Genomic DNA, 13,110 nt, shown 5'->3' with positions numbered 1-13,110 from the left:
CTTTCTTTTAATTAAAAAGGAGCTACTCCTGATACTGTTATACCCATAGAACGAGCTGTTCCTGCTATCATACTCATAGCAGACTCGATAGTAAATGCATTTAAATCTACCATTTTGTCTTCGGCAATTGTTCTAATTTGATCCCAAGTAACGCTTGCTACTTTTTTACGATTTGGTTGACCTGAACCTGACTTTAGCTTTGTTGCATCCAATAATTGGATAGCAGCGGGTGGAGTTTTTACAACAAAATCAAACGATTTGTCTTTATACACAGTAATTTGTACTGGTAAAACTTTGCCGGGTTTATCTTGAGTTCTCGCATTAAATTGCTTACAGAACTCCATGATGTTAACCCCAGCAGCTCCCAAAGCAGGTCCGACCGGTGGCGAAGGATTCGCGGCACCTCCCTTTACTTGTAGTTTAACTACTTTACTAACTTCTTTAGCCATTGTTTTTAAAAAAATTTAGCACATCTCAGTTGGAAGCAAGATGCGGTTTATAATAATGTAACAAATTATACTTTTTCTACTTGCATAAACCCTAATTCTAAAGGTGTTTTTCTTCCGAAAATTTTCACCATTACTTCAAGTTTACGCTTGTCTTCATTAATTTTTTCAACAGTTCCATTGAATCCGTTGAAAGGACCGTCAATAACTTTGATTGTTTCACCAATATTGAACGGTATGTTTTGAGTATCGGCAGTAACAGCTAATTCATCTACTTTTCCTAACATTCTGTTTACCTCAGATAAACGTAAAGGCACAGGATCTCCACCTTTTACTTCACCTAAAAAACCAATTACTCCTGTAATAGATTTAATAATGTGTGGAATTTCACCAATCAAGTTAGCTTCAATCATTACATAGCCGGGAAAATATACCTTATCCTTTGCTATTTTTTTGCCATCTCTTACTTGCACTACTTTTTCGGTAGGAACTAAAACCTGAGCAATATGATCTGCCAATTGAAGACGATTAATTTCGTTTTCGATGTAAGTTTTAACCTTATTCTCTTGGCCACTTACAGCTCTAACTACATACCACTTTTTCAAACTACTATCAGCCATAACAGATATTATCCTTTTATCAAATTAAAAAATCCTGATATTGCTTTTCTGAAAACTTCATCAACACCCCAAGTAGCTAAAGAAAATACGATTGTAAAAACTGCTACAATTATGGTTAAACGTTGTACTTCTGACCAAGGTAACCAAGTTACATTAGTTTTAAGTTCTTGAAAAGCATCTGTTATATAGTTAACAACTTTTGTCATTATAATTGATTTTTGCACGGATGGAGAGATTCGAACTCCCATCAACGGTTTTGGAGACCGCTATTCTACCCTTGAACTACACCCGTTTGTTAAAAGCCAGTCATACTCCGAAGAATATGAACTGGCTTTATATATTTAAGAATTACTCAACGATTTCAGTAACCTGACCAGCACCTACTGTTCTACCACCTTCACGGATAGCAAAACGTAAACCTAGGTTAAGAGCGATTGGACTCAACAACGTTACATCAATAGTTAAGTTATCACCTGGCATTACCATTTCAACTCCAGCTGGTAAAGAAATAGTACCAGTTACGTCAGTTGTTCTTACATAGAACTGTGGACGGTAGTTGTTGTGGAATGGTGTGTGACGACCACCTTCTTCTTTTTTCAAAATATAAACCTCAGCTTTAAATTTAGCGTGTGGTTTTACTGAACCTGGCTTACAAATTACCATACCTCTACGGATATCAGCTTTGTCAATACCTCTCAATAAAAGACCTACGTTATCTCCAGCTTCACCTCTATCAAGGATTTTACGGAACATTTCAACTCCAGTTACTGTAGAAGTCAATTTGTCTGCACCCATACCGATGATTTCAACCGGATCTCCAGTGTTTGCAACTCCTGTTTCGATACGACCTGTAGCAACAGTTCCACGACCAGTAATTGTAAATACATCTTCAACAGGCATCAAGAATGGTTTTGCATTATCACGCACTGGCTCTTCGATCCAAGCATCAACAGCATCCATTAATTCCATGATTTTGTCAACCCATGCTGCATCTCCATTTAATCCACCTAAAGCAGATCCTTGGATAACCGGACCATTGTCTCCATCATAATCATAGAAAGATAATAAGTCTCTGATTTCCATTTCAACTAGCTCTAAAAGCTCAGCATCATCAACCATATCCACTTTGTTCATGAATACAACGATTCTTGGAATACCTACCTGACGACCTAAAAGGATGTGCTCACGTGTTTGTGGCATTGGACCATCTGTAGCAGCAACTACTAAGATAGCACCGTCCATTTGAGCAGCACCAGTAACCATGTTCTTAACGTAATCCGCGTGACCTGGACAGTCAACGTGTGCGTAGTGACGGTTAGCTGTTTCATACTCTACGTGTGAAGTATTAATAGTAATACCTCTTTCTTTCTCCTCAGGAGCGTTATCAATTTGATCAAACGATTTTGCTTGACAGAAACCTTTCTCAGACAATACTTTTGTAATAGCAGCTGTCAAAGTAGTTTTACCGTGATCCACGTGTCCAATTGTACCTATATTTAAGTGTGGTTTGGAACGATTAAAATTTTCTTTTGCCATTTTAATTAATTTTTAATCTTAGTTATATAATAGTGTTTAATTCTTACAAATTTGAGCCAATGACGGGAATTGAACCCGTGACCTCTTCCTTACCAAGGAAGCACTCTACCCCTGAGCTACACCGGCAAGAAATTAATCTTTTCAATTTAAAATTTGTGGGGAGAGCAGGATTCGAACCTGCGAAGATGTAATCAGCGGATTTACAGTCCGCCCTCGTTGGCCGCTTGAGTATCTCCCCTCAAAATTTTTAAACTTTTAAATGAACGTAAATGCTTTAGAATCTTATTCTTACAAAACATTTCATTATCAATCTTTTAATTGAGCCGATGGAGGGACTCGAACCCACGACCTGCTGATTACAAATCAGCTGCTCTAGCCAGCTGAGCTACACCGGCGTTACTCAATAAAAAAAGTCCGCTATTTCTAACGGACTGCAAATGTATAGAATTTATTTGTCAATCAAAACATTTTTTAAAAAAAATTATACTATATGTGTGTTCTGATTTTTTCTTTCCTTTTTAAAAGCAAACGTTCTAATGCTTCTGTAGAAGAATCAACTGCTTCTTCAAACGTTTTACATTGTTTTTTTACCATAAAATCGTCTCCGGGAACATGAATTTTGATCTCAACAATTTTATTTTCTTTCTCACTGGTAGATTCTACCTTTAAAAAAACATCAGCAACAACTACTTTGTCATAATATTTTTCCAATTTATCCATTCGAACTTGAATGAAATCTACTAACTTTCCGTCAATATTAAAGTTTACAGCATTAACATTTACCTTCATAATCTAATTTTTAAGGTTAAACAAACGTAAAGAATTATTTTTGGTTTCGAGGATGTGCATTTCCATATACTTTTTTTAACTCTGCTAAACTACTATGTGTATAAACCTGAGTTGAGGCCAAACTCGAATGCCCTAATAATTCTTTAACCGAATTCAAATCTGCTCCGTTATTTAATAAGTGCGTTGCAAACGTGTGCCGCAAAATATGAGGGCTTCTTTTTACCTTCTCGGAGACATTACTAAAGTACATATTTATTAATCGATACACAAGTGTATCATTCAATTTAACACCTTTTTGTGTTAAAAATAATTTGTCTGAATCTTTAATTTCTTGAAGCTGATTGCGTTGAAGAATATAATTCTGCAATTGATTGGTAATGATTGGCAACAATGGAATAATTCTTTCTTTATTTCTCTTGCCTAACACTTTTAACGTTGAATTGTAAAAATCTATTCCGTTTAAATTTAGATTAATTAATTCAGTTCTTCTTATTCCTGTTGTATAAAACAAATCAATAATCAACTTATCACGAATTCCTTCAAATCCATCCGGATAAACAATTTGATTTAAAACCAAATCTACTTCTTTTTCCGAAAAAGGAATTTGAATTTTTTTTGGTGTTTTTAAAGCTTTGTGTTTTAATAATGGACTTTGTTCGATTTGCTTGATTCGCAACAAAAATTTATAGTAACTTTTTAAGGAAGAAATTTTTCGGTTTACAGATGAAGCAGAAATATTATTGTCTACTAAAGAAACAATCCAACTTCTAATTTGTGTATAAAGTACTTTGTCAATAGAATCTTGTTCAAAATGAATTTTATTGAATGATTCAAATTCTGCCATATCATTTAAATAAGCCTTTACGGTATGCAAAGAATAATTCTTTTGCATTTGAAGATAATCACGAAAAGCTTGTTTATTGGATTGCATAAAAAAACCGTTAGCCTCAAAGTTACAAAACTTCTCAAACTAACGGTTTATTTTTATAAAAAATGCTATTACATTTCTACACTGTCTCGCAATGTTTGAATGTATTGAGCTTTTTGAACTTGTGCTCTTTTAACAACAGATGGTTTAATAAAAGCCTGACGTGCTCTTAGCTGACGAACAGTTCCAGTTTTATCAAATTTTCTTTTGTAGCGTTTTAACGCTCTGTCGATATTTTCTCCGTCTTTAATAGGTATAATTAACATAATCTAGACACCTCCTCTCATTTAGGGTGCAAAAGTAGTAATTATTTTGAAATTTGAATTATAAATTTTGAATTATTTTTTACATCAATCATCAAGAAGATTTTTAGAAAACTTACGATTACATTTATATAAAAAATTTCAATTACTTTTTTTTGATTATTTTTATTGAAAAAAAAATATGCTCTTTTATATTTTCTCTATTTTATTAATTATTTCAAGTTTTATTCCACTTGTTCAAAATCCGCATTGGTTTTTTAGATTTTTTGAATTTGGGAAAGTGCAATTGTTTCAGCTTCTTCTTCTCACATGTATTCTAGGATTATTATTTATAGCGAATAAAGACCTTTTATTTTTTGTTGTTTTGAGTTTAAATTTACTTACCCTTGCATTTCATGTAAAGGATTTGTTTCCTTACACAAAGTTTCATTCTATACCTATCAAGATAAAAACAAATTTCTGCTCAGAAACTATTAGTATTATTTCTGCAAACATCTACCAAGACAATTCTGCTTATGATCGCTTTATCAAATTAATAGAAAAACATAATCCCGACATTTTCTTAACCATGGAATCAAATCAAGAATGGGAAAATGCACTTTCACATTTTGACAAAACGTATCCATTTCATGTAAAAGTTGCTTTGGAAAACACCTATGGCATTCATTTATTTTCCAAATTAAAAATTATTTCACATCAAGTGCATTATTTTGTTGCCGATGATATTCCGAGTATTGAGGCTAAGATTATGTCGAATGACGGATTTACTTTTAACCTTTTTGGCGTTCATCCTCCGCCACCTAGTCCAACCGAAGAAGAAAATGCCAAAGAAAGAGACGGTGAATTGTTGAGTGTTGCCAAAGTGGTGAAATCAAAATCTGAGCCTAGTGTAGTTGTTGGCGATTTTAACAATGTTGCTTGGGCAAAATCTTCACTTTTATTTAGAAAAACCAGTGAATTAATTGATGCCAGAATTGGGAGAGGTTTGTTTTCTACTTTTCATGCTAAATATTGGTTTTTTAGATTTCCGATTGATTTGTTTTTTCATTCTACGGATGTTTTTGTAGAAGAGTTAAAAACGTTAGATTATTTTGGTTCGGATCATTTTCCTATCTACAGTTCTTTTCATATCAACCAAAAAAACAAAGAACAGAAAAAATTGATTGAAACGCTTGAACGTGAAGAAAAGAAAGAAATTAATGGAATTATAAGAGATGGCATAAACGAAGAAAGCGAAAACCGTAATTGATTTTCGCTTTCTGATATCATTTAGTAAAAATTATTCCACAGCAGGTTTATAATTTTGATTGTCAATTATCATTTTGGACAAAATCTCTTTCAAGATTTCTGAAGTTCCTCCGCCAATTGGCCCTAAACGGCTATCTCTCAATAATCTTGCCAACGGATACTCTTCCATATAACCATAACCACCTAACATTTGAAGACAACTATAAATGGTTTCATCGGCTACTTTAGTTGATTTTAATTTAGCCATTGTTGCTTCTTTCACCACATATTCACCTTTATTTAATCGAGCTACTGCTGCATAATTAAAAATTTTGCAATGTTCTACATCGGTAGCATGCTCAACCATGGTATGTCGTAACGCTTGAAATTTATTAATGGTAGTTCCAAATGCCTCGCGTTGCGACATATATTCTATCGTATATTCAATAGCATATTCTGCACGAGCATGAGCATTAATAGCCATGATTAAACGCTCTAAAGCAAAATGTTGCATGATGTATGGAAAACCTTTTCCTTCTTCTCCCATTAAATTTTCTAATGGAATTTCAACATTATCAAAAGAAATTTCTGCAGTATCCGATGCTCTCCAACCTAATTTATCAAGTTTTGTTGCCGATATTCCTTTGGTAGCGGTATCTACTAAAAAAATACTGATTCCCTTATTTCCAAGATCTGGTTGCGTTTTTGCAGCTACTACGTAGTAATCGGCATAAACTCCATTAGTAATGAATGTTTTAGATCCATTAATCACATATTTATTATCTTTTTTTGTAGCTGTAGTTCTCATTCCTGCTACATCACTACCTCCAAAAGGTTCAGAGATACATAAAGCTCCAATTTTGTCACCTGAAATACTTGGCACTAAATAATCTTGTTTAATTTTTTCGTCGCCTTCTGCATTTAAATGCGTCATCGCTAAATAGGAATGAGCCCACATGGCAGCAGCAAAACCGGATGACTTAATTTTTTGTAGTTCTTCTAAAAAAATAACTGTGTAGAAAAGATCCAAATTCATTCCACCATACGCTTCAGGATAAGTTAATCCGAAAAATCCCATGTCGCCAAATTTTTTCCAAATAAATCGTTCGATGGTTCCTGTTTTTTCCCATTTTTCAATGTGAGGCACGACTTCTTTTTGTAAAAAATCGCGTAAAGTTGCTCTAAATAATTGGTGTTCTTCCGTAAAGTATTCTGAATTCATAAAATAAAATTATTTGCTTAAAATGTCTATTTTTTTTAGAATTCCAAATATAAGGCTATAATTTTGATTTTTTCGTTAGGCAAACCTTTAATTTTTGTTAAATCCTCAATATTTCTAATTTCACCATTCATACTGCGATGCGTTACAATCTCTTTTGCGATGGTATAATTAAAATAAGGAAATTTAGCTAATTCTTTAACCGAAGCATTATTAATATCAATTTTACTAATTTTAGGTTCGGCAGTTACTACGAAGTGTTTATTAAGGTTCTCAATTACTTCAGGACTTAATCCCCATATAAAATGCATTTGTTCCATAGAAAGAAATCCGCCAAGGCTTTCTTTTTGCTTTAAAATTCTTTCTGAAATTGCTGGCCCAATTCCATAGATCTTAATTAAATCTTCTTGAGATGCCTGATTAATATCAATTTTTACAATTGTTTTTTTGCTCTCAAACTTATTATTTGAATAGGAAGTATATTGTTTTTTGGGTTGATTTACCCAATCCGGAAATTTAAAATAAGGTGAAATTACGTTAAGCAAACTATCTGAAACACCAGTAACAGCTTGAAATTCTTTAGCAGAATTAACGAATTTATTTTGACTTCGAAAGGCAAAAAGTTTGTCTAATTCTTTGACAGACATTCCTAGTTTATATCCTTTATAGTCGGTTATAAAATTTGGATTGAATGGATAAATAACTGGTTTCGTACTATTATCTGAATTCTTTAAACTATCAATAACGGGTTGCATTGCCAACCATTCTTTATTAACGTCATTTGTTTTTGGATTTGGTTTTGATATCCAAAAAAAATAACCTAATTGAACTATGATTAAGAGAAGAAACAACGAAAAAATCCCATTTCGTTGTTGTTTTGACAAACGGAAATAGGATTTAAGTTTCATAAGATAAAATTAATATTTTCTGTTTTATTCATATTTTTTGATTTCTCCGGACTTTAGTCTTTTGAAATAATCTTTCAAATCATCTTTCACTTCACTGGAAAGGAAATACAAACCTAAAATATTTGGAAACGCCATTCCTAAAATCATCATATCTGAAAAATCGATAACTGCACCTAAACTGGCTGAGGAACCTAATACAACAAAAATCAAAAATAAAAATTTGTAAAGATTTTCCATTTTCTTGGTATTTCCGAACAAATATGTCCATGATTTCATTCCATAATAAGACCATGAAATCATCGTTGAGAAAGCAAAAAGTACAATTGCAACTAACAAAACATATTTAAACCAAGGCAAAACACTGCTAAATGCTGCGGATGTTAATGCAGAACCTGTCATTCCTTGTGTGTCGTCGGCATAACCGGTAAAAATAAGCACCAAAGCTGTCATGGTACATACAATAATGGTATCCACAAAAGGCTCTAATAAAGCAACTATACCTTCACTTACGGGTTCATCTGTTTTTACAGCAGAGTGAGCGATGGCGGCAGATCCTACACCAGCTTCATTTGAAAAAGCAGCTCGTTGAAACCCTACAACTAAAACACCAACTACACCACCAGTAATTCCGTCTGCGGTAAATGCTCCTGAAAATATATCTCTAAAAGCATCTCCAATATGAGCAAAGTTTACAAAAATTATTATTAAAGAAGTGATGACGTACATCCCAACCATAAAGGGTACAATTTTATCGGTAACTTTTGCAATTTTCTTAATACCTCCAATAATTACAATTCCAACAAAAAAGGCTACAACCAATCCATACCAAAATCCTTTTCCTTCAAAAATGGGAAAAACATTTGCTAATTGAGCGAACGATTGGTTTGCTTGAAACATATTTCCTCCTCCAAATGAACCTCCAATTGCTAATATTGCAAAAACAACAGCTAATACTTTTCCTAAACCAGCATATCCCTTTCTGCGTAAACCTTCTGAAAGATAATACATTGGACCTCCTGATACTTCGCCTAAATCGTTTAATTTTCTATATTTAACACCTAATGTACATTCTACAAATTTTGATGACATCCCTAAAAATCCCGCTAAAATCATCCAAAAAGTTGCACCTGCTCCACCAATAGAGATGGCAACTGCTACACCTGCAATATTACCAAGTCCAACCGTTCCTGATAATGCAGTAACTAATGCTTGAAAATGCGAAACTTCTCCTTCATCTCCAGGCTTATCATAATCACCTCTAATTAATTGGTAGGCATGTTTAATTCCTTTCAGGTTAATAAAACCCATATAAACAGTAAAAAAAGTAGCTCCTACGACAAGCCATAAAACTACCAAGGGCATGTCAAATCCGAAAGCTTCCATCGGTTTATAGAAGAAAATTCCAGACATAAAATCAACGATAGGTTTTATAACGTCATTTATCTTTTCATCTAATCCTTTTTCTTGACTAAAAGCAATAATTGGTAATAATAAGGTAAAAAGTGAGAGTAACTTTTTCATAAAGTTAATTTTTGATTAAAATTTAGTTCAGCAAGATGCAAAAAAAAATGCGTTTAAAAAAAGTATCATACATTTTTTTTGAAATTTGCTATAAATCAAACACAGAACTTCGTTTTGTATAAATCATATCTTTCAATTTTAACCAAAAAGCAAAAGTTAAGTAAACTCCGAACCCAAGACCGACCGTTACAAAGGATATGTAGATAAAAAAAAGTCGGACATTAGTAGCTCTCATGCCTAATCTATCGGCTAAACGTGACGATACATGAAAACCATGTTTCTCAAAAAAAAGTCTAATGGAAGTGATCCAATTCATTTAAAAAATTATTTTGGATTAATAAATGGAGACTGTTCTTCTTCAACTGCTGTAACAAAATAGCGTGTGTCGCCCCACCAAGAAAACGTTTTATATCGCTCAACATACGTTAGTTTTACATATCTTCCTTGAAGATTTTCCATTTTTTGTATGACTTCTTTTTCTTTGGTTGGAACTGTAAACTGAAAAATTTGTGCACCAGAAATTCCTTGGCTCATTTCGCCTTCCCACGTTTTGAAAGTTACTCCTTTTTTACTAAATTTAATTAATTCTCCTGAGCGAACTCCCTCTGAATAGGGAACATAATAAATAAAGGCAAAGTAGCCAAAAAAGGCTACAACTAGCAAAATTAAAAAACGAATAAAGTATTTTTTTGTTTTTTGTCCGAATGTTTGTTTGACCTCATTTTTTTCCATGATGCTTTTTTATTTTAAGAAGTAAAGTTAATCAACTTTTGTCCAATTGCACAATTTAGGCATTTATTTGTGTTGCAATATTCTTTTTTTAATTGAAGAATTGCTTGAGAATGATAACTATTTGTTGAAACTAAACCAAAATGAGCAAATTTTTCAATGATTGTGTTTTTTTCTGTTGCAATTTCACTTGCTAAAGCAATGAGTTCTTCCGGATTTATATTTCCGCTGGCATAACCGTAGGCAAACTTAATAGGAAGAATACAATTTAATATTAGTAAGTCGATAAAATTTTTAGACAAGATTTTATTTTTCTTAGAATGTGACTTATCAAAAACATAATGTAATTTCCAATATTCTGAAACAGTAGAATTGAAAAAAGGATAAATTTCTTCTGTTGAATTAGCTTTAACTATTAATTGAAAAAAATGTTGATGTTTCACGATTAACTGTGCCAGCTGAGCTAATCGGATGGATGGAAAATTATCAGGTCGATGCTTAAAAAATTGAACCTGTTGAAAAAATATATTATTCAATTGATGTTTATGTTTGAGATAATTCCATCTCTTTTTCAAATCATTATAGTAAGAATCTTCATTTTCTTCTTCAAGAAGTCCAGTTGTACCAAAAAAAAGTGCTTCAATATTTTCTACTTCATGTCGTTCTTTTTTTATAACAGAATAAGGTAGAGATTCTGCCATTTTCAAAAAAGCATCGCCATTAGTATTGAGTCCAAAACTTTTTGCCATTAGTTGAAAGAAAGTTGCTTCCCAATCAAAGGTGTTTTTTTGAAGAAGAATTTCAACATCATTTGCTTTTTTCTCCAAACGTTCAAAAAACAAACGCTCTTTCCAGTTGGAAATCGTAAAATCGTCAATGGTTGTTAATTGATTTTCACAGTTTATCCATGTTTTTTGAGTGAACAATTGTTTATATTGATGTAAAACTTCATTTGAAACATATTTTTTAAGCTCAAGGACTGGAATAACAGTATTATTTTTTCTAAATACATCGGTATCATGCTCCCAAACTACGTGAAGAATTACGTTGTCATAATTCGCATCGGTTTCATGATGATGCACATACCAATCGGAAGATTTTAAGTGAATTTCTATATTTCCTGCCCATTTCTGATTGTCAATAACAATCTGAGCATTAAAAAAATCGGGGCCCGCTTGTTGAATATAGTAACCGGAATGGATAATTGTAAGTTCTTGACCGGAAACGGTTTGAATATTGGTAAAGGCAAACTTTTTGTATTGCCAAACATAATGGAGGAAATCTTCTTTCATGGCGTGTATTGTAAAATTATGGCGTAAATGTTAATGCTAAAGTAATAAAAAAATCCAACCTGAAAAAGATTGGATTTTAAAATTTATGCTTTTAATTCAACTTATTTTATCGAACTAATAATATCGTGCTTGGTAATAATGTGGTATTTTCCGTTTTCCAACTGAACCAAAACGGCTTGGTTGTCTTTGTTGATGAGTTTGGAAACTTCTTCTACCGGCGTGTTTTCTTGAACGATAGGATACGGTTTTCCCATGATTTCGCGAATTGGTTTTTCGGCAATGTTTTTATCTGAAAAGTAGCTTTTGAACAAGTCAGACTCGTCTATTGAACCTACAAAACCAGAGGTGTCAATTACCGGAATTTGTGAAATATTGAATTTTTTTAATCGATCGATGGCATGAGAAACCAATTCTTCTGTGCGAACGATTACTAATGATTTATCTTTGTGTCCTTTGATTAAATCGATGGCTGTGGTAATTTCTTCATCTAAAAATCCGCGTTCACGCATCCAATCGTCGTTGAACATTTTGCCAACATAACGGCTTCCTGAATCGTGAAACAAAACCACTACAACATCTTCGGGTTTGAAATGTTCTTTTAATTGCAAAACTCCTTTGATTGCAGATCCGGCTGAATTACCCACAAAAATTCCTTCTTCTAAAGCTAATCTTCTAGTGAAAACGGCAGCATCTTTATCGGTTACTTTGGTGAAACCATCGATAAGTGAAAAGTCAACGTTTTTTGGTAAAATATCTTCTCCGATACCTTCTGTGATATAGGAATAGATTTCGTTTTCGTCGAAAATTCCAGTTTCGTGGTATTTTTTAAACACTGAACCATAGGTATCAACTCCCCAAATTTTCACGTTTGGATTGTGTTCTTTTAAATATTTTGCTACTCCGGAAATTGTTCCGCCTGTTCCTACTCCAACGACAAAATGTGTTACTTTACCTTCGGTTTGTTCCCAAATTTCTGGACCGGTTTGTTCGTAATGTGCAATTGCATTGGATGGATTATCGTACTGATTCACATACCAAGAATTTGGAATTTCTGAACCTAATCGTTTGGATACGGAATAATAGGAACGTGGATCGGTTGGTTCTACGTCGGTTGGACAAACGATTACTTTGGCTCCAACGGCACGAAGGATATCCATTTTTTCTTTGGATTGTTTGTCGGTGATGACGCAAATTAACTTGTAGCCTTTTACGATTGCTCCTAAAGCCAAGCCCATTCCAGTATTTCCTGATGTTCCTTCGATGATGGTTCCGCCGGGTTTTAATCGGCCATCTGCTTCGGCATCTTCGATCATTTTGACTGCCATGCGGTCTTTTACAGAGTTTCCGGGGTTGAATGTTTCTACTTTGGCAAGCACTAAACAATCTAATTCTTGTGTTATTTTGTTGATTTTAACAAGCGGTGTGTTTCCGATTGTTTCTAATATGTTTTTTGCGAATTTCATTCTATTTGTTTTTCGGGTGTAAAGATAGGAAATTTTGGATTGTTAGATTGTTGGATTGTTTGATTATTCGATGGTTCGATGGTTGGTCTTTTGAAATGGTATTTTTGATGGTTGACTGTTAGCCCCGACAGGAGCGGCATCCTTTTGCAAAGCAAAAGATAGAGCGGAT

15 protein-coding genes and 4 tRNA genes are annotated in these 13,110 nt (G+C 33.4%); 1 reads left to right on the top strand and 18 read right to left on the bottom strand.

What is annotated here, in order from left to right; all coding sequences use genetic code 11:
* Positions 1-11: 11 nt before the first annotated feature.
* The 11 genes from rplK to rpsU form a co-directional block, all read right to left on the bottom strand.
* The gene (rplK, locus tag AC23MC_RS04220) at positions 12-449 is read right to left on the bottom strand and encodes a 50S ribosomal protein L11 (protein ID WP_129463946.1); all 438 of its coding nucleotides are present in this window, start codon (positions 447-449) and stop codon (positions 12-14) included.
* 65 nt (positions 450-514) lie between these two features.
* Positions 515-1,066, bottom strand: coding sequence for a transcription termination/antitermination protein NusG (gene nusG, locus AC23MC_RS04215; protein WP_112086200.1), 552 nt, complete (start codon positions 1,064-1,066; stop codon positions 515-517).
* 8 nt (positions 1,067-1,074) lie between these two features.
* Entirely contained in the window at positions 1,075-1,272 is a 198-nt protein-coding gene (gene secE / locus AC23MC_RS04210; protein ID WP_487567169.1) for a preprotein translocase subunit SecE, read from the bottom strand.
* 15 nt (positions 1,273-1,287) lie between these two features.
* Positions 1,288-1,358: transfer RNA gene (locus AC23MC_RS04205), tRNA-Trp, on the bottom strand.
* A gap of 56 nt (positions 1,359-1,414) precedes the next feature.
* Positions 1,415-2,602, bottom strand: a complete 1,188-nt coding sequence (gene tuf, locus AC23MC_RS04200) for an elongation factor Tu (protein WP_487567168.1) — start codon at positions 2,600-2,602, stop codon at positions 1,415-1,417.
* A gap of 54 nt (positions 2,603-2,656) precedes the next feature.
* Positions 2,657-2,728, bottom strand: a tRNA-Thr gene (locus AC23MC_RS04195).
* Positions 2,729-2,758: 30 nt separating this feature from the next.
* Positions 2,759-2,840: transfer RNA gene (locus AC23MC_RS04190), tRNA-Tyr, on the bottom strand.
* A gap of 83 nt (positions 2,841-2,923) precedes the next feature.
* Positions 2,924-2,997 (bottom strand) — tRNA-Thr (locus tag AC23MC_RS04185).
* Between the two features lie 91 nt (positions 2,998-3,088).
* Entirely contained in the window at positions 3,089-3,391 is a 303-nt protein-coding gene (gene hpf / locus AC23MC_RS04180) for a ribosome hibernation-promoting factor, HPF/YfiA family (RefSeq protein WP_248435028.1), read from the bottom strand.
* A 34-nt stretch (positions 3,392-3,425) separates the two neighbouring features.
* A complete protein-coding gene (locus AC23MC_RS04175; RefSeq protein ID WP_487567167.1) occupies positions 3,426-4,322 on the bottom strand; it encodes a tyrosine-type recombinase/integrase in 897 nt (298 codons plus the stop codon).
* 68 nt (positions 4,323-4,390) lie between these two features.
* A complete protein-coding gene (gene rpsU / locus AC23MC_RS04170; RefSeq protein ID WP_290859494.1) occupies positions 4,391-4,585 on the bottom strand; it encodes a 30S ribosomal protein S21 in 195 nt (64 codons plus the stop codon).
* A 178-nt stretch (positions 4,586-4,763) separates the two neighbouring features.
* Here rpsU and AC23MC_RS04165 point away from each other — a divergent pair, with 178 nt between their 5' ends.
* Complete coding sequence (locus AC23MC_RS04165; RefSeq protein ID WP_487567166.1) at positions 4,764-5,831, top strand: endonuclease/exonuclease/phosphatase family protein; 1,068 nt, start codon at positions 4,764-4,766, stop codon at positions 5,829-5,831.
* 30 nt (positions 5,832-5,861) lie between these two features.
* On the opposite strand, the gene AC23MC_RS04160 is transcribed toward AC23MC_RS04165, so the two are convergent.
* The 7 genes from AC23MC_RS04160 to AC23MC_RS04130 all read right to left on the bottom strand — a co-directional run bounded on the left by AC23MC_RS04160 (position 5,862) and on the right by AC23MC_RS04130 (position 12,941).
* Positions 5,862-7,031, bottom strand: a complete 1,170-nt coding sequence (locus tag AC23MC_RS04160; RefSeq protein WP_487567165.1) for an acyl-CoA dehydrogenase family protein — start codon at positions 7,029-7,031, stop codon at positions 5,862-5,864.
* Between the two features lie 35 nt (positions 7,032-7,066).
* Entirely contained in the window at positions 7,067-7,936 is an 870-nt protein-coding gene (locus tag AC23MC_RS04155; RefSeq protein WP_487567164.1) for a ComEA family DNA-binding protein, read from the bottom strand.
* A 24-nt stretch (positions 7,937-7,960) separates the two neighbouring features.
* Positions 7,961-9,457 carry an alanine/glycine:cation symporter family protein gene (locus tag AC23MC_RS04150; RefSeq protein WP_487567163.1) on the bottom strand — a complete coding sequence of 499 codons (1,497 nt, stop codon included), beginning with the start codon at positions 9,455-9,457 and terminating at the stop codon, positions 7,961-7,963.
* Between the two features lie 88 nt (positions 9,458-9,545).
* Positions 9,546-9,773, bottom strand: coding sequence for a PspC domain-containing protein (locus AC23MC_RS04145; protein ID WP_248435044.1), 228 nt, complete (start codon positions 9,771-9,773; stop codon positions 9,546-9,548).
* Positions 9,774-9,781: 8 nt separating this feature from the next.
* Positions 9,782-10,189 carry a 6-phosphogluconate dehydrogenase gene (locus AC23MC_RS04140; RefSeq protein ID WP_487567162.1) on the bottom strand — a complete coding sequence of 136 codons (408 nt, stop codon included), beginning with the start codon at positions 10,187-10,189 and terminating at the stop codon, positions 9,782-9,784.
* A 14-nt stretch (positions 10,190-10,203) separates the two neighbouring features.
* A complete protein-coding gene (locus tag AC23MC_RS04135) occupies positions 10,204-11,478 on the bottom strand; it encodes a DUF2851 family protein (protein ID WP_487567161.1) in 1,275 nt (424 codons plus the stop codon).
* Positions 11,479-11,579: 101 nt separating this feature from the next.
* Positions 11,580-12,941 carry a pyridoxal-phosphate dependent enzyme gene (locus AC23MC_RS04130; RefSeq protein ID WP_487567160.1) on the bottom strand — a complete coding sequence of 454 codons (1,362 nt, stop codon included), beginning with the start codon at positions 12,939-12,941 and terminating at the stop codon, positions 11,580-11,582.
* Positions 12,942-13,110: the final 169 nt, after the last annotated feature.

Source organism: Flavobacterium sp. T50_26 (genome assembly GCF_057652995.1).
The sequence above is the reverse complement of the archived record's forward strand: the minus strand, read 5'-3'. Positions and strand labels throughout refer to the sequence as shown.